We start from the raw sequence: 15,244 nt of genomic DNA, 5'->3' as shown, positions 1-15,244 counted from the left end.
TACGCAAAGCTCAAGGTGGATGACCAATCGCCGCGGCGCCCCGGCCCCGATTCATCCAAGATCGGCTGTGCGGTTCCTGCGTGAACCTGGCACAGAAAAGGGACGCCCCGGCGCAGCGGCCGGAACGTCCCTGATCATGTGTGTTAGTGCTGGTGTCCCGCGTGCTGGTCTTCCTCGGCCGGCTTCTCAACCACGAGGGTTTCCGTGGTGAGCACCAGTGCCGCGATGGAAGCCGCGTTGCGCAGGGCCGCACGGGTGACCTTGACGGGGTCGATGACGCCGGCAGCGATCAGGTCTTCGTATTCGCCGGTCTTGGCGTTGAAGCCCTGGTTGTTGGCGGATTCGGCCACCTTGGCGACGACGACGTATCCGTCGAAACCGGCGTTCTGGGCGATCCAGCGCAGCGGCTGGGTCAGGGCCCGGCGGACGATGCCGACAGCGGCAGCCGCGTCGCCTTCGAGTGCCTTGACGGCGGGGTCCTCGTCCAGCGCCTTGAGGGCGTGGATCAGGGCGGCGCCGCCGCCGGCGACGATGCCTTCTTCCAGGGCAGCGCGGGTCGAGGACACGGCGTCTTCGATGCGGTGCTTCTTTTCCTTCAGCTCAACTTCGGTGGCTGCGCCGACCTTGATCACGCCGATGCCGCCGGCCAGCTTGGCCAGGCGTTCCTGCAGCTTTTCCTTGTCCCAGTCGGAGTCGGTGCGGGTCAGCTCGGCGCGCAGCTGGGAAACCCGGGCTGCAACATCCTCGGCCGAACCGGCGCCGTCAACGATGGTGGTGCTGTCCTTGGTCACCGTGATGCGCCGGGCGGTACCCAGCACCTCCAGGCCGACCGTGTCCAGGCTCAGGCCCAGTTCCGGCGAGACAACCTGCGCGCCCGTGAGGGTGGCGATGTCCTGGAGCATGGCCTTGCGGCGGTCCCCGAAGCCCGGAGCCTTGACGGCGACAACGTTCAGGGTGCCGCGGATGCGGTTGACGATCAACGTGGAGAGCGCCTCGCCGTCGACGTCCTCGGCGATGATGAAGAGCGGCTTGGAGCTCTGCAGCGCCTTTTCCAGCAGCGGCAGGAAGTCCTGGACAGAGGAGATCTTGCCCTGGTTGATCAGGATCAAGGCGTCTTCGAGGACTGCTTCCTGGCGTTCCGCGTCGGTGACGAAGTACGGGGACAGGTAGCCCTTGTCGAACTGCATGCCCTCGGTGAGGACCAGTTCGGTCTGCGTGGTGGAGGATTCCTCGATGGTGATCACACCATCCTTGCCGACCTTGCCGAATGCCTCGGCAAGGAGCTCGCCGATCTCATCGCTCTGCGCGGAGATCGCAGCGACGTTGGCGACCTGGTCGCCTTCGACCGGGCGGGCGTTCTCCAGCAGGCGGGCGGCGATGGCCTCGACCGAGACCTCGATGCCGCGCTTGATCTGGCCCGGCGCTGCGCCGGCCGCAACGTTGCGGAGGCCTTCCTTGACCAGGGCCTGGGCCAGCACGGTGGCGGTGGTGGTGCCGTCGCCGGCGACGTCGTTGGTCTTGGTGGCGACCTCCTTGGCGAGCTGCGCGCCAAGGTTCTCGTAGGGGTCATCCAGTTCGACTTCACGGGCGATGGTGACGCCATCGTTGGTGATTGTGGGGGCGCCCCACTTCTTGTCCAGCACGACGTTGCGGCCGCGGGGGCCGAGGGTCACCTTGACCGTGTTGGCGAGCTTATCGATGCCGGCTTCAAGCGACCGGCGGGCAGCGTCGTTAAACGCAAGCTGCTTTGCCATGGTTTTGTCCTTTCAAAGACAGAACCCCGCGCAACTGACCCGTCAAAGAAGGATCGGCGGCGCGGGGTCCAAGAGAGTTACTTTACGACGATCGCCAGAACGTCGCGGGCGGAGAGCACGAGGTACTCAGTGCCGCCGGTCTTGACTTCAGTTCCGCCGTACTTGGAGTAGATCACGACGTCGCCAACGGCGACGTCGATCGGAACGCGGTTGCCGTTGTCGTCAAAGCGGCCGGGGCCTACTGCAACAACTTCGCCTTCCTGCGGCTTTTCCTGCGCGGAGTCCGGGATAACCAGGCCGGAAGCCGTGGTCTGCTCGGCTTCGAGCGGGCGGACAACAATACGATCCTCAAGAGGCTTAATAGAGACCGACAATGACCTCTCCTTTTCGTCAGCAAATTCGTGGACTTTGAAGCTGTGGTGCCAAGGCGTACAGACCGTCGTCGCGGTGCCGGCAGCAGCCTGGCTGATAAAGCTTCAGGTGTTAGCACCCTCCTAGGGAGAGTGCTAATGATGACTCTATGTAAGGAGTTAGCACTCGGTCAAGGCGAGTGCCAGAATTACGTTCGCGGTGAACGCCCGGCCCGCGCCAGCCCGCTGTTCGCCGAGGTCCGCGCAGTCCACGTCCTCGCCGCCGACTCTCTCTTCCGGGCTTGCCGCGTCCGGGCTGTCCGCCGGGCCGCTGTCATCCATGCCTTTGAGCCTATCCCGCGCACGCCCGCGACCACCCCCTGAACTAGGCTTGATCCCATGGCTGACGCACCGCAGGACCAGATTGCCCCGCTTCTCAACCCCGAAGGCTGGGAGCTGTTGGCATCGCTGGGCCCGTACCGGGAGGACGAGGCGTTCCGCCTCAACGCCTCCCTCCGGAAGGCCGGCCACTCCCCCGGCCTCGTCTCGGCCGTTCTAACCCAGTCCCGGCTGCGGACCAAGGCCGAAGCGAAGTTCGGCGAGTTCGCCCGCCAGATGATCTTTACCCAGGCGGGCCTGGAGCAGGCCACCCGGCTGCCGGTGGCGGCACGGCACGCCCAGCGTTTCGCCGGGGCCGGCGTGCAGCATGTGGCCGACCTCGGCTGCGGGCTCGGCGGCGACGCCATGGCGTTCGCGTCGCTGGACATTACCGTCACGGCCGTGGAGAAAGACGAGACGACGGCGGCGTGCGCCACCATGAACCTGATCCCGTTCCGGAACGCCACTGTGGTCCACTCGGACGCGACGACGGTTGCCCTCGACGGGATCGACGGTGTCTGGCTCGACCCGGCGCGCCGGACCACCTCCACGTCGGGCACGAAACGACTGTGGGACCCGGAAGACTTCTCCCCTCCCCTGTCCTTCGTCGAGTCACTGGCCGGTTCCGGCCTGGCCGTCGGCGTGAAAATGGGCCCGGGCATGCCGCACGACTCGGTGCCGGCGGACTGCGAGGCCCAGTGGGTCTCGGTAGGCGGGGATGTCACCGAAGTGGCGCTGTGGTTCAACGCGGTCCGGCGCCCCGGAATCCGTCGGGCAGCCTTGGTCCTGGGCCCGCAGGGTGCCGCGGAGATCAGCAGCACCGAGGACTTCGGCGCCGGCCCGGTGGCCCCGGTGGGTCCGGTCGAGGGATACCTCTACGAGCCCGACGGCGCCGTCATCCGCGCCGGGCTGGTGGCCGACATCGCCCTCCGGCTCGACGGGCACCTCGTGGACGAGCACATTGCCTACATCTGCGCCCCGGAACTGCAGGACACCCCCTTCGCCCGGGCGTACAAAGTCCTGGACGTCATGCCCTACAACGTCAAGGCCCTCAAGTCCTGGGTCAAGGACCAGGGCATCGGCGTGCTGGACATCAAGAAGCGCGGCACCTCTGTCACTCCGGAGGAGCTGCGCAAACAACTCCTGCCCGGCGGCAAAAACAAAACCAAAAAAACGGCCACCCTGGTCCTCACCCGGATCGGTGACGAGCGGGTAGCCGTTTCGGTCGAACCGGTCTAGCGTCGGAGCCGCGGCCTGCTACTGGGCCCGCATGAAGTCCTCGGCTGCCTGGATCTGCGCTGCTGTGGGCCGGATCCCTGTGTAGAGCACAAACTGCTCCAGCGCCTGGATGGTGGCCACTTCCGCGCCGGTGATGACGGTCTTGCCGGCCGCGCGGGCGGCCCTGATCAGCGGCGTCTCGGCGGGCAGCGCAACGACGTCGAAGACCACCTTCGCGGCGTCCACCGCCTCCTGCGGGAAGGACAGCGAATCGGCGTCGGGGCCCCCAGCCATACCAATGGGTGTCACGTTGATGATCATGTCGGCCGCTCCCGCTGCAGCCGCGTCGATGCCGGCATGGAAAGCGAACCCGTACTGTCCGGCGAGCGCCCGCCCGGCGTCCTCGTTGCGCGCGATCACGGTGACGTCATTGAAGCCGGCGTCCCGCAGCGCGGCCACGGTCGCCTTGGCCATGCCACCGGAGCCCTGGACCAGCACCGAATAGTCCGTCGGAACGGCGTTGCGCTGCAGCAGCTGCTCAATCGCCGTGTAGTCGGTGTTGTACGCGGTGAGGGTACCGCCGTCGTTCACGATGGTGTTGACCGAATCGATGGCTTTGGCGGACGGGTCCATCACATCCACCAGCGCTATGACGTCTTCCTTGTACGGCATGGACACCGCACATCCGCGGATCCCCAGACCCCGCACACCGGCGATCGCCTGCACGAGGTCCGCGGGAGCGAAGGCCTTGTAGATCCAGTTCAGGCCGAGCTGTTCGTACAGGTGGTTGTGGAAACGCGTCCCGTTGTTGCTCGGCCGGGCCGAGAGCGAGATGCACAGGGTCATGTCTTTATTCAGGATGGGCACCCCTCCATTAAACGACAAGCCGCCCGGCGTGGTCCGCTCCGCCGACCAGCGCAGGCTTGGAAGGACTTATGTGAACACTTTCACGTCTTCACCGCCTGCTGGCCACCGGCTCGATGCCGGCCCTGCACTAGACTTGAGCCACCGTTGCCTCGCCAACTGTCCGGCACATCCGCCCAAGACGAAAGCCGGCCGGGGCGAAGAAACGGACGGCACAACTGTGAAGGGACCACATGAAGATTGAGTTCGCTTCATCCAGGCAATCAACTCTTGGTGTGGAATGGGAACTGGCCCTCGTCGACGCGGATACCGGGGAGCTGGCGTCGGTAGCCAAAGAGGTCCTCCGCGGGGTCGCGGCGAAGCATCCCGAGCTCAATGAAGACGATGAGCACCCGCACATCAAGCAGGAGCTGCTGCTCAATACGGTGGAGCTGGTGACCGGCATCTGCAACACGGTGGCAGAAGCGAAAGCGGACCTGGGCAGTTCACTCGCCGCCGTCCGTGAGATCACTGATCCGATGGGCGTCGAGACTTTCTGCGCCGGGAGCCACCCGTTCAGCCCGCCGCAACTCCAGCCGGTGACGGACAAGGCCCGTTACGCCAAACTGATCGACCGCACGCAGTGGTGGGGCCGCCAAATGGTGATCTACGGCGTCCACGTGCATGTAGGCCTGGACAGCCGGGACAAGGTCCTTCCCGTCCTGGACGGCCTGGTCAACTATTTCCCGCACTTCCAGGCCCTGTCCGCGTCCAGTCCGTTCTGGGGCGGCGAGGACACCGGCTATGCTTCCCAGCGCGCCCTGATGTTCCAGCAGTTGCCCACCGCGGGCCTGCCGTTCCAGTTCTCCAGCTGGGAGGACTTTGAGTCCTACGCCCAGGACATGTTTACCACCGGGGTTATCGACTCACTCTCCGAAATCCGCTGGGACATCCGTCCGGTTCCGCATTTCGGCACCATCGAGATGCGCATTTGCGACGGCCTGGCCACCCTTGAGGAAGTCGGGGCGATCGCGGCACTCACCCAGTGCCTTGTCGATGAGTTCTCCACCACGCTGGATAATGGCGGCACCATCCCCACGATGCCGCCTTGGCATGTGCAGGAGAACAAGTGGCGTGCTGCCCGCTATGGCCTGGAAGCCATCATCATCCTCGACGCGGACGGCAACGAACAACTCGTTACCGAGCACATCCGGGAGACGGTGGCGCGCCTGGAACCGGTCGCCGTGAAATTGGACTGCGTTGCCGAGCTTGCCGACGTCCTGAAGATCATCGAGCGCGGCGCCGGTTGCCAGCGGCAGCGGCGCGTGGCGGAAGAGCACGGCGGCGACCTCCGCGCGGTGGTGCTGGATCTGGTCCAGCAGATGCGCAAGGGACCCGAGGCTTAACCCGGCGCGAGCCCCGGCGGCCCGCCTCAGGCCGAGACGGTGGTGACAGGCATCGAAGAATCCGGTGCGAACCCGATCCCGCTCGGCTCCACCCCGGCCATCACCAGCTGGGCGCCCAGCGCGGCGACCATGGCACCGTTGTCTGTGCACAAGGCCAGCGGCGGCACGGTCAGGCGGATGCCGGCAGCGCTGCAACGCTGTTCCGTAAGCTGGCGCAGCCGCGAATTGGCCGCCACCCCGCCGCCCAGCAGCAGCTCGGTGATGCCGTGCTCCCGGCAGGCCAGCACCGCCTTGGACGTGATGATATCCACCACGGCCTCCTGGAACGCCGCCGCGACGTCCGCGACCGGCACGTCTTCCCCGCGCGCCTCGAACTGCTCTACGCAGCGGGCGACGGCGGTTTTGAGTCCGCTGAAGGACCAGTCGTAGCGGTGCGGACCGGGTTCTACCGCGGTGCCCATGTACTTGGGCTGGCTCAGGCCGCGCGGGAAGCGGATCGCCTTCGGATTGCCGGTGCGTGCCAGCTTATCGATGGCCGGTCCCCCCGGGTAGCCAAGGCCCAGAAGACGCGCCACCTTGTCATAGGCCTCACCTGCTGCGTCGTCGATCGTGGAACCGAGCAGCTCAACGTCGCCGGTGATGTTGCGGATCCGCAGGATCTCCGTGTGCCCGCCGGAAACAAGCAGGGCCCCCAGGTTCTCCGGCAACGTGTTCTGCGGGGACCCGGCGAAAGCTTCCCGGCCGCCGTCGTCCGTCCGGAGCAGTCCGACGCCGACATGCGCGACGAGATGGTTAATGGCGTACAGCGGTTTGCCGGTGGCGACGGCGAGCGCCTTGGCCGCGCAGACACCCACCATCAGGGCTCCCGCGAGCCCCGGACCGGATGTAACCGCGATCGCGTCGATGTCCTGCAGCGTCACCCCGGCCTCGGCCAGCGCCTCGCGAAGCGTCGGAACGAAAGCGTCCAGGTGGGCGCGGGAGGCGATTTCAGGAATCACGCCGCCGAACCGGACGTGCTCGGCCATGGACGAGGACACGGTGTTCGTCAGCAGCTGCGTGCCGCGGACAATCCCGACGCCGGTCTCATCGCAGGAGGACTCGATCCCAAGGACCAGTGGCCCGGCATGCTGGGTGCTGTTCATAGGCTGTCTGCTTCCCTGGGCGTGGTGTCGGGTTGGCGGCCGCCCAAACCGGCCGTGCCGAGCCGGAGCCGCATGATCAGCGCATCGACGCCGTCCCGGTAGTAACGCGGCCGGACATGGATTTGTTCGAATCCGTAACGGAGGTAAAGCTGTTGCGCGCGGGGGTTGTCGGCCCGGACCTCCAGGAGGACGTCCTCGGCCCCACGCTGCCCGCTTTCCCGGATGAGCTCGGTGAGAAGCGCCGAACCGATGCCCTTGCCTTCCTGCTCGGGAACGACGGCGATGGTCTGGACGTCCGCGATCGGCTCGATGCACATCAGCCCGGCATAGCCGACGATCCGCCCGGCAGCTTCGGCTACGAGGTAGCGTCTGGTCCCGGCCTGCGCCAGCTCAGCGACGAACATGTGCAGCGGCCAGGCATCTACCGGGAACAGTGCCCGCTCCAGCTCGTGGACTGCGGGGACGTCCGCGGCAGTCATGTCCCGCAGGGTCACATCCCCGGGCAATGCAGGTCTTGCATGCTTGCGCGTGTTCTGTCCGGTGTCGTCTCCGGCGCTCTTTCCTGCGCTCTTTCCTGTGCTCTCGGTGTTCACAGCGCCCTCTTCCGCGGTCCGGGGACCTGGGCGTCGGACTCTCGCAGGTAGAGCGGGGTGGAATCGAGGAGTGTCTCCCCTGCCGCCAGCCGGGCCAGGGCGAACTGGCCCAGGGAAAGTGCTTCCGGCTGGCGGGCGCTGAATTCCGGGACGGCCGTGACAACATCGGCATAGAGGCCGGCTCCGGCGCCGTAGACCGGGAGGCACGGGAGCTCCGCCGCGGCGCCGACGTGCGGGCCCTCCAGCAGCCGGGGCAACTGGCCGGGGCTAAGGCCGTACCGGGCCCAGTAAACCTCTTTGCGCCGGGCATCCGTGGCGACGAGGAATTCCGCGGCCGCGTCGGTGGATTCCGCTACCTCCAGGGCGATGGCGTCAAGGCTCATGAGGCCGTACAGCGGTTTGCCCCAGACGAACGAGAGCGTCCGGGCCGTAACGATCCCCGACCGGAGCCCGGTGAAGGGGCCCGGTCCCACCCCGGTGACGATCGCGTCGACGTCGGCGCCGGTGAACCCGGCCTCGTCGAGGAGTGCCTCAATGCCCGGGGCCAGGACTTCGGCGTGGCTCCTGGTGTCTGCGGTGGCGAAGCATCCCACGACGGATTCCGGGGCGTCGTCGGAAACGAGCGCGGCGCTGGCCACGGCCGAGGTGTCGATGGCGAGGATCAGCATCAGGTCACTTCCGGAATCTGGGGCAAGGTCAGGCTGGGGGTTTCCCGCGTCGCGGGCAGAACGGGCGTGGACGCCGCGGGCAGAAGCGGCGGATGCACCCAGCGGGGACCGAAGCCGCGGATCACGACGGTCCGGGGTTCGTCGTCGTCCCCGGTGTCGAAATCAAGGGTGCCTGGCTCCGCTGCGTTGCCGGCCGCTGCGTTGCTGGCCGGGGCGCTGGCACTGCCGCCCATGCTGCGGACCAGATCAATTTCGAGCCAGCTCTCGCTGAGATGCTCCACCCGGCCACGGCCCCACTCCACCACGGTCACGGCGCTGTCGAGGGTGTTTTCCAGGTCGATATCGTCGATTTCCGAGGCGGAACCGAGCCGGTAGGCGTCGACGTGCACCAGGTCCGGGCCGCCGGGGCGGGGACCGTCGGGCAGGTTCGGGTGGATGCGGACCAGCACGAAGGTCGGTGAGATGATACCGGCCCGCACCCCAAGGCCCTCCCCCAGGCCCTGGGTGAAGGTGGTCTTTCCCGCGCCCAGTTCACCGGTGAGGACCAGCAGGTCACCGGCCCGGAGCTGGGTGCCGAGCACGGCTGCCAGGGCATGGGTTTCCTCCGCAGTTCCGACCTCAAGGGTCCGCTTCCAGGCCGCGGCGCTCACGCGGCGGACCCGTCGCGGGCAGGATCTTCGTTGACGTAGCGGCGCGGCACCCGGGGGCTGATCCGGGTGACAATCTCGTAATTATTGGTGCCCGCCGCGCGGGCCCAGTCCTCTGCGGTGGGCCCGCCGTCGCCGCCGTCGCCGAACAGCACGGCCTCGGCGCCCAGGACGCTGGAACCGCCGGCAGAAACGTTGAGCGGACCCAGGTCGATGACCATCTGGTCCATCGCAATACGGCCCACCACGGGGTAGTTCACGCCCTGGACGCGGACCGGTCCGCCGGTGGCGATCCGGGGAACCCCGTCGGCGTAGCCCAGCGGGATCAGGCCAAGGGTGCTGGTGCCGCGGGTGCGGTAGTTCAGACCGTAGGAGACGCCCTGGCCGGCAGGCACATCCTTGCAGTGCGAGACGATGGTCCGGACCGTCATAGCCGGGCGCAGGCCCAGCTCATCCGAAGTCTGCCCCTCGAACGGAGACAGCCCGTAGAGGCCAAGTCCCACCCGGACCAGGTCAAAGTGGGTGTCGGGCCGGGACAAAGTGGCCGGAGTGTTGGCGAGGTGCCGCACCTCGGGATCAACGCCGGCGTCCCGGGCGACGGCAAGCGCCGCACGGAAGGCTGCCAGCTGTTCATCGGTTTCCGGGCGCTCGGGTTCGTCGGCGACGGCCAGGTGGGAGAACACGCCCACCACCCGCAGCAGCCCCTGGTCCTGGTATTCCATGGCTTCGCCGACAAGGCCGTCCCAGGCGGCCAGGGTGGCTCCGTTGCGGCCCAGCCCGGTGTCCACTTTCAGGTGCACACGGGCGGGCCGTTCCTGCTCACGGGCGGCCGCCACGATGCGCTCCAGCTCCCAGCCCGAGCAGCCGATGTCGATTCCGGCAGCGACGGCCGCTGCGAAGTTGCTCTCCGGGGTGTGCAGCCAGGCCAGGAGCGGGGCGTCGATTCCGGCGGCGCGCAGGGCCAGGGCCTCGGAAATGTGGGCGGTGCCCAGCCATCGGGCGCCGGCGCTGAGGGCTGCCCGGGCCACTGGCACGGCACCGTGGCCGTAAGCGTCGGCCTTGACCACTGCCATGACCTGGGCCGGTGATGCCACGGCGGCAAGGCGGCGGACGTTGTGCCGGATTGCTTCGAGGTCGATTACTGCCGAGCGTTCCTCGGCATGGGCCGGCTGTGCCTCCGGACCGGGCTGGGCGCCGCCTGTTGCTGCTGGGTAAGTCACTTAACGATTCTAGGGGTGGCTGCGCATGCGGCTTAATTCAGGGCCCGGCCGCTCGTTTCCACAGCACCACCGGACATGCCCATCGCCTGTTGCCAGCACCGGACATGCCCATCGCCTGTTGCCAGCCCCGGACATGCCCATCGCTCGCCCAGAAAACCAACCAATATGCCCATCGCTCGCAGACCGGCACCGGATGTGCCCATCGCTGGCGCCTGCCACTGGACATAAGTGCATTATGCCCATCCGCCGGCCCGGGAGGAGGGCATGTCCAGCGCTCGGCATGAACTGGTCCCCGAAAAGTTGGACTGAGAATTTCAGTTCTGATTTTCAGGGAGCAGTTCAGCACCACCGGTGGGCATGTCCGCCGGGAGGAGGGCAGGTCCACGGGAGGACGCCGCGGGGAACAGCGCTACGCGTCGGAAAGGTGCGCAATGGTCGCCGTTGCCCGCCGTTGCGCCTCCTGCGGCACGTCCCGGATGATGTCCTCGAGAAAGCGGTAACGCCGCAGCCACTGGCTGCTCTGCCGCTCCTTCCGGGCGTTGGCTCGCTGCCACCAGTCGGCGATGTCCCCCCATCCGGGTGCCGCCAATGAGCCGCCGACTTCCTGCACGGCAAGGGCGGCGCACAGATTGGCGAAACGGAGCCTGTCACCGAGCGGCCAGCCGGCCAGGCAGCCCACAATGAAAGCAGCGCCGAAACAGTCACCTGCCCCGGTCGGATCAAAAGCGGACACCGGCAAGGACGGCACCCACTCCTCCTCACCCGTGTCGGAGTCCACGGCCATGGCCCCCTGCGGGCCCAGGGTTACGACGGCGACCGGGACCCGGTCCGCCAACGCGTAGAGGGCCGCCCACGGGTTGTCGTGGCCGGTGAAATTCATCGCCTCGTGCTGGTTGGGCATGAAGGCGTGGAAGTACTGCAGGTTATCGAGCCGGGAGGACGCCCAGGCGCCGGTGGGGTCCCAGCCGACGTCGCCGAACAGCTGAACTCCCGCACGGTGAGCGTCGAGCGCCCACGGCTCCAGCTCCTCGCCGAGCTCCGCGACAGCTGCGAGCGCCCGCGGCGGACAGCCCACCAGTTCGCTGGAGCTCACCGGTGCCGGATGGCCGTGGGTCACCATGGACCGGTCATGTTCCACGCTGAGGGACACTGTGACCGGCGAATGCCAGCCCGCCACGCGCCGGGACAGGGACAGGTCCACGTGCTCCTGCCCGGCCAGGATCTTCCAGTTGTAGTCGCCGTACCCGTCGTCGCCGAACGCGGCCGCCAGACCGGTCCGCAGCCCCAGCCGTGCGGCGGCGATGGCCTGGTTGGCCACACCGCCGGGGCAGCTGCCCATACCGTCGCTCCAGATTTCGGTTCCGGCGACGGGCCCGTGCGGCAGGCCGGTAAAGATGATGTCCTGGAAAACAGTCCCGGTCAACAGCAGATCGAAGCCCTCCGCCGCCGGGTCGCGGACGGAGCAAAGCGGGTCAAAACGCCGCGCCGGAATCGCGTCCATGTACCGCACACTACGCCGTCCCGGGAGCGCTGGATAGGCGTTCCCCCGCTGCTAATCCGCCCGTCGCGCATAGACTGTCGGCATGCGGCTGATGATTGCCGGGGGCGGCGGATTCCGGGTACCGCTGGTCTACCGGGCACTCTGCGCTGGTCCCTTCGCCGGGTTGGTCCGGGAGCTGGTGCTGTACGACGTCGATACCGGCCGCCTCGCCGCCATCAGCGCAGTCCTGGCTGCGTTCGCCGATGACGCCGAACGTCCGGCCGCCGCTCCCGTGGTACTGCCCACCACGTCACTGGTCGAGGCGTTGCGCGGCACCGATGCAGTGTTCGCAGCGATCCGGCCCGGCGGGACCGCCGGGCGTACCGCTGACGAGCGGGTGGCCCTGGACCTCGGGCTGCTGGGCCAGGAGACGACCGGAGCGGGCGGCATCTCCTACGCTCTGCGGTCCATCCCCCGCATGCTGGACCTCGCGGCCCAGATGCAGCGCCACTGTCCGGAGGCGTGGCTGCTGAACTTCACCAACCCTGCCGGCATGGTCACCGAGGCGCTGGTTCCGATGCTTGGGCCCAGGGTAGTTGGCATCTGCGATTCAGCCAGCGGGCTGGTGCACCGCGCAGCGCGGGCAGCTGGCGTTCCGCTGGCGGAGGGAACGCTCGACGGCGTCGGGTACTACGGGTTGAACCATCTCGGCTGGCTGCACCGGCTGGAGTCCGGCGGCGCCGACGCGCTGCCGGGGCTGCTGGCTGACGCCGGCGCTTTGGCCGGCTTCGAGGAAGGCCGGCTGTTTGGGCAATCCTTCCTGGCGTCCCTCGGCTGCCTCCCCAACGAATACCTCTACTACTACTACGAGACCGGGCGAGCTTTGGCCGGCATCCGGTCCTCCGCCATGACCCGCGGTGAGTCCATCGACCGGCAGCAGTCCGGGCTCTATCCACGTCTCGCCGGAGCGGGCCCGGACGCTTACCGGTTGTGGGATGCCGCGCGCCGGTCCCGTGAAGAGGGCTATCTCGCCGAGGCCCGGACCGGCGGCGAACGCCGGGATGAAACGGATTTGGCCGGCGGCGGCTATGAACGGGTCGCCCTCGCCGTGTTGCGTGCCCTCGCCGGCGGCGGGCCCGCCGAGCTGATTTTGAACACCCCCAACAGCACCAGCGGCTCCCCCGGCGGCGTGCCTGCGATTCCGGGGCTGCCGGCAGACGCCGTCGTCGAGGTTCCCGGCAAGGTGACGGCCGACGGCGTCGTCCCCATACCGCAGGAACGCCCGCCGGCGGCGCAGTTGGCCCTCCTGCGGCAGATCAAGGACGTCGAACGGTACGTCATCGCGGCCACCCGCCGGGGCGACGGATCAACGGGGGCGGGGCGCCGGGACGCTGCCCTGGCGGCGTTCGCGGGGCATCCACTGGTCGGCTCTGTGGCCCTCGCCGGAAAACTTCTGGCCGGGTATGAAGAGGCGTTTCCGGAATTGCAGGAGCTCTGGCGCCCGGAGGGGTGAGCCGGGTGTTACAGCTTTCGGTACATCACGTGGAGGCCCACGTACCCCAGGACCGGGTGGAGGAACGCGTCCGGGATGGTGGCCAGCACCTCGAAGCCCATGGACCGCCAGGCGGCCACGGCATGGACATTGCTTTCCACGACAGCGTTGAACTGCATGGCGCGGAACCCGGCCGCCCGCGCCGCGTCCAGCGAATAAGCGCACAGGGCACGGGCCAGCCCTTTGCCGGCGTGCGCCGGGTGGACCATGTATCCGGCGTTGGCGACGTGGCTCCCGCCGCCGCCCTGGTTCGCGTGCAGCTCACCGGTGCCCAGGACGACGCCGTCGAACGTCCCCCGGCCTACCGCGACGAAGGTCTGGCCGGGGGACTGCTTGAACCAGCGCTCGCGGGCCTGGGTCCCGGAGGTGTGCCGGTCCCAGGTGAAGGTCTCCCCGGCCCGAATGACCGGCTCCAGGATCTCCCAGATCGCGGGCCAGTCCTCCGCGGTGGCCTGCCTGATGTCCCAGCCGGCGGCGGCGGACTCTGTTGCGTCGCGTGTGCTCACAGCCGCCACGTTAGCAGCACCCCCGGCCGGAGCTGCCTGCCGCCCGGTGAACCGGCGGGACGTTCAGGAGTAGTGTTTTATCGAAACGCAGATCCGGCAGAGTAAGCCGGCACGTAAATTACGTCACGACACAAAACGGCCTGCCGGCAGTGGTGGGCCGGCCGGAGTTGGCCAGGAAAGGGAGGGAGGAGAATGTCGCTGATCCGCCGCGTCGCATTCCTCTCGCTGCATACCTCTCCGATGGAGCAGCCCGGCTCCGGTGACGCCGGCGGCATGAACGTGTACATCCGCGCGCTCGCCGCGGCCCTTGCCGAAACCGGCGTCGAAGTGGAAATCTTCACCCGGTCCACGTCTGCCGGGCAGGCCGCCGTCGAGCACCCCTCCCCCGGCGTCTGCGTCCACAATGTCGCGGCCGGCCCCGCCCGCAAGCTGCCGAAGGAGGAACTGCCCGAACTGTTGCACAGCATGGTGGCCGAGATCGACCGGATCCGGCAGCTCCAGCCGCGGGGCCGCTACGACGTCATCCACTCCCACTACTGGGTTTCCGGAGTGGCAGGGCTCGAGCTCGCCGGCCTGTGGGGCCTGCCACTGGTACATACCATGCACACCATGGCCAAGGTCAAGAACCTGCTGCTGGTCTCCGGGGAACAGCCGGAACCGCGGCGGCGCGAAGACGGCGAGCAGCGGATCGTCGACGGTGCCACCCGGCTGATCGCCAACACAGGCACCGAGGCCGCGGAACTGGTCTCGCATTACAACGCGGACAACGACCACATCGATGTGGCCCCGCCCGGCGTGGACCTGGGCGTCTTCACACCGGCGTTCCGCACCCGGGCCCGGGCCGCCCACGGAGTGCCGCCGGGCCGCTTCCACCTCCTGTTTGCGGGGCGGATCCAGCGGCTGAAAGGCCCGCAGGTCCTGATCAAGGCCGCGGCCCTGCTGCGCTCCCGACGCCCGGACATCGATCTTCAACTGACGATTGTCGGGGCGGTCAGCGGATCCAAGGACTTCGACCTGAAGTCCCTGATCACGGCCGCCGGGATGGACGACGTCGTCACCCACCACCCGCCGGTCAGCGCCCCTAAACTGGCGGGCTGGTACCGGTCCGCGGACCTCGTGGTGATGCCTTCCTACAGCGAATCCTTCGGTCTCGTGGCCCTCGAAGCCCAGGCCTGCGGAACGCCGGTGGTCGCCACCAAGGTGGGCGGGCTGTCCCGCGCCATTTTCGACGGCCGGACAGGGTTGCTGGTCGAGGGCCACCGGGCCGCCGACTGGGCTGACGCCCTGGAAGCCCTGTATGACGACCCGGCGACCCGTGCGGACATGGGCCGTGCCGCGTCATTGCACGCGCAGGAATTCGGCTGGCAACGCACCGCCGCCATCACGCTGGAGAGCTACCACACCGCGTTGAGCCAGTACTTTGGAAACCTGACCATTCCGGTAGGCCACCTGCCGCCCGCCGGAACCGTGGGCCGGTAACAGCGGCC

At 67.9% G+C, this 15,244-nt stretch carries 15 protein-coding genes; 4 read left to right on the top strand and 11 right to left on the bottom strand.

The genetic code is table 11. The features are described from left to right. Nucleotides 1–143 precede the first annotated feature (143 nt). The 3 genes from groL to RCH15_RS02320 form a co-directional block, all read right to left on the bottom strand. A complete protein-coding gene (gene groL, locus RCH15_RS02330) occupies nt 144–1,754 on the bottom strand; it encodes a chaperonin GroEL (protein ID WP_326957615.1) in 1,611 nt (536 codons plus the stop codon). Between the two features lie 77 nt (nt 1,755–1,831). Further along, nucleotides 1,832–2,128, bottom strand: coding sequence for a co-chaperone GroES (gene groES / locus RCH15_RS02325; protein ID WP_018773735.1), 297 nt, complete (start codon nt 2,126–2,128; stop codon nt 1,832–1,834). 156 nt (nt 2,129–2,284) lie between these two features. Beyond that, nucleotides 2,285–2,446: a hypothetical protein gene (locus tag RCH15_RS02320; RefSeq protein WP_326957612.1), complete on the bottom strand. Its 162-nt coding sequence runs from the start codon at nt 2,444–2,446 to the stop codon at nt 2,285–2,287. Nucleotides 2,447–2,503: 57 nt separating this feature from the next. Here RCH15_RS02320 and RCH15_RS02315 point away from each other — a divergent pair, with 57 nt between their 5' ends. Further along, nucleotides 2,504–3,721, top strand: coding sequence for a class I SAM-dependent methyltransferase (locus RCH15_RS02315; RefSeq protein ID WP_326957611.1), 1,218 nt, complete (start codon nt 2,504–2,506; stop codon nt 3,719–3,721). An 18-nt stretch (nt 3,722–3,739) separates the two neighbouring features. Here the strand turns inward: RCH15_RS02315 and RCH15_RS02310 are convergent, their stop codons facing one another. Then, nucleotides 3,740–4,567: a shikimate 5-dehydrogenase gene (locus RCH15_RS02310; RefSeq protein WP_326957609.1), complete on the bottom strand. Its 828-nt coding sequence runs from the start codon at nt 4,565–4,567 to the stop codon at nt 3,740–3,742. A gap of 230 nt (nt 4,568–4,797) precedes the next feature. Here RCH15_RS02310 and RCH15_RS02305 point away from each other — a divergent pair, with 230 nt between their 5' ends. Continuing rightward, complete coding sequence (locus RCH15_RS02305) at nt 4,798–5,949, top strand: glutamate--cysteine ligase (protein ID WP_326957607.1); 1,152 nt, start codon at nt 4,798–4,800, stop codon at nt 5,947–5,949. Between the two features lie 26 nt (nt 5,950–5,975). Here the strand turns inward: RCH15_RS02305 and tsaD are convergent, their stop codons facing one another. From tsaD to RCH15_RS02275, 6 genes are all read right to left on the bottom strand, one after another. Next, entirely contained in the window at nt 5,976–7,091 is a 1,116-nt protein-coding gene (gene tsaD / locus RCH15_RS02300) for a tRNA (adenosine(37)-N6)-threonylcarbamoyltransferase complex transferase subunit TsaD (RefSeq protein WP_326957605.1), read from the bottom strand. Beyond that, nucleotides 7,088–7,570 carry a ribosomal protein S18-alanine N-acetyltransferase gene (gene rimI, locus RCH15_RS02295; RefSeq protein ID WP_326957727.1) on the bottom strand — a complete coding sequence of 161 codons (483 nt, stop codon included), beginning with the start codon at nt 7,568–7,570 and terminating at the stop codon, nt 7,088–7,090. The genes tsaD and rimI overlap by 4 nt, the downstream gene beginning before the upstream one ends. A 110-nt stretch (nt 7,571–7,680) precedes the next feature. Beyond that, the gene (tsaB, locus tag RCH15_RS02290) at nt 7,681–8,352 is read right to left on the bottom strand and encodes a tRNA (adenosine(37)-N6)-threonylcarbamoyltransferase complex dimerization subunit type 1 TsaB (protein WP_326957603.1); all 672 of its coding nucleotides are present in this window, start codon (nt 8,350–8,352) and stop codon (nt 7,681–7,683) included. Further along, nucleotides 8,352–9,002 (bottom strand): tRNA (adenosine(37)-N6)-threonylcarbamoyltransferase complex ATPase subunit type 1 TsaE, encoded by a 651-nt coding sequence (tsaE, locus tag RCH15_RS02285; RefSeq protein ID WP_326957601.1) that lies wholly within the window; start codon nt 9,000–9,002, stop codon nt 8,352–8,354. The genes tsaB and tsaE overlap by 1 nt, the downstream gene beginning before the upstream one ends. After that, nucleotides 8,999–10,219: an alanine racemase gene (gene alr, locus RCH15_RS02280; protein WP_326957599.1), complete on the bottom strand. Its 1,221-nt coding sequence runs from the start codon at nt 10,217–10,219 to the stop codon at nt 8,999–9,001. The genes tsaE and alr overlap by 4 nt, the downstream gene beginning before the upstream one ends. 409 nt (nt 10,220–10,628) lie before the next feature. After that, nucleotides 10,629–11,720 (bottom strand): PfkB family carbohydrate kinase, encoded by a 1,092-nt coding sequence (locus RCH15_RS02275; RefSeq protein WP_326957597.1) that lies wholly within the window; start codon nt 11,718–11,720, stop codon nt 10,629–10,631. An 82-nt stretch (nt 11,721–11,802) separates the two neighbouring features. Here RCH15_RS02275 and RCH15_RS02270 point away from each other — a divergent pair, with 82 nt between their 5' ends. Then, nucleotides 11,803–13,212 (top strand): family 4 glycosyl hydrolase, encoded by a 1,410-nt coding sequence (locus RCH15_RS02270; protein WP_326957595.1) that lies wholly within the window; start codon nt 11,803–11,805, stop codon nt 13,210–13,212. An 8-nt stretch (nt 13,213–13,220) separates the two neighbouring features. Here the strand turns inward: RCH15_RS02270 and RCH15_RS02265 are convergent, their stop codons facing one another. Beyond that, nucleotides 13,221–13,757, bottom strand: coding sequence for a GNAT family N-acetyltransferase (locus RCH15_RS02265; RefSeq protein WP_326957593.1), 537 nt, complete (start codon nt 13,755–13,757; stop codon nt 13,221–13,223). A gap of 192 nt (nt 13,758–13,949) precedes the next feature. Between RCH15_RS02265 and mshA the strand changes: the two genes are divergently transcribed. After that, the gene (gene mshA / locus RCH15_RS02260) at nt 13,950–15,236 is read left to right on the top strand and encodes a D-inositol-3-phosphate glycosyltransferase (RefSeq protein ID WP_326957591.1); all 1,287 of its coding nucleotides are present in this window, start codon (nt 13,950–13,952) and stop codon (nt 15,234–15,236) included. The last annotated feature ends 8 nt before the right edge of the window (nt 15,237–15,244 follow it).

It is taken from the genome of Arthrobacter sp. MP_M4 (assembly GCF_035984855.1).
Classification (GTDB): Bacteria; Actinomycetota; Actinomycetes; order Actinomycetales; family Micrococcaceae; genus Arthrobacter.
Note: the sequence above shows the minus strand (reverse complement) of the source record. Positions and strands in the feature narration are given on the sequence as shown.

Coding starts and splice junctions, on each gene's coding strand:
- groL (WP_326957615.1), bottom strand. CDS start 1,754: ATGGCAAAGCAGCTTGCGTTTAACGACGCTGCCCGCCGGTCGCTTGAA.
- RCH15_RS02320 (WP_326957612.1), bottom strand. CDS start 2,446: ATGGATGACAGCGGCCCGGCGGACAGCCCGGACGCGGCAAGCCCGGAA.
- RCH15_RS02315 (WP_326957611.1), top strand. CDS start 2,504: ATGGCTGACGCACCGCAGGACCAGATTGCCCCGCTTCTCAACCCCGAA.
- RCH15_RS02305 (WP_326957607.1), top strand. CDS start 4,798: ATGAAGATTGAGTTCGCTTCATCCAGGCAATCAACTCTTGGTGTGGAA.
- tsaD (WP_326957605.1), bottom strand. CDS start 7,091: ATGAACAGCACCCAGCATGCCGGGCCACTGGTCCTTGGGATCGAGTCC.
- rimI (WP_326957727.1), bottom strand. CDS start 7,570: ATGACTGCCGCGGACGTCCCCGCAGTCCACGAGCTGGAGCGGGCACTG.
- tsaB (WP_326957603.1), bottom strand. CDS start 8,352: ATGCTGATCCTCGCCATCGACACCTCGGCCGTGGCCAGCGCCGCGCTC.
- RCH15_RS02275 (WP_326957597.1), bottom strand. CDS start 11,720: ATGGACGCGATTCCGGCGCGGCGTTTTGACCCGCTTTGCTCCGTCCGC.
- RCH15_RS02270 (WP_326957595.1), top strand. CDS start 11,803: ATGCGGCTGATGATTGCCGGGGGCGGCGGATTCCGGGTACCGCTGGTC.
- mshA (WP_326957591.1), top strand. CDS start 13,950: ATGTCGCTGATCCGCCGCGTCGCATTCCTCTCGCTGCATACCTCTCCG.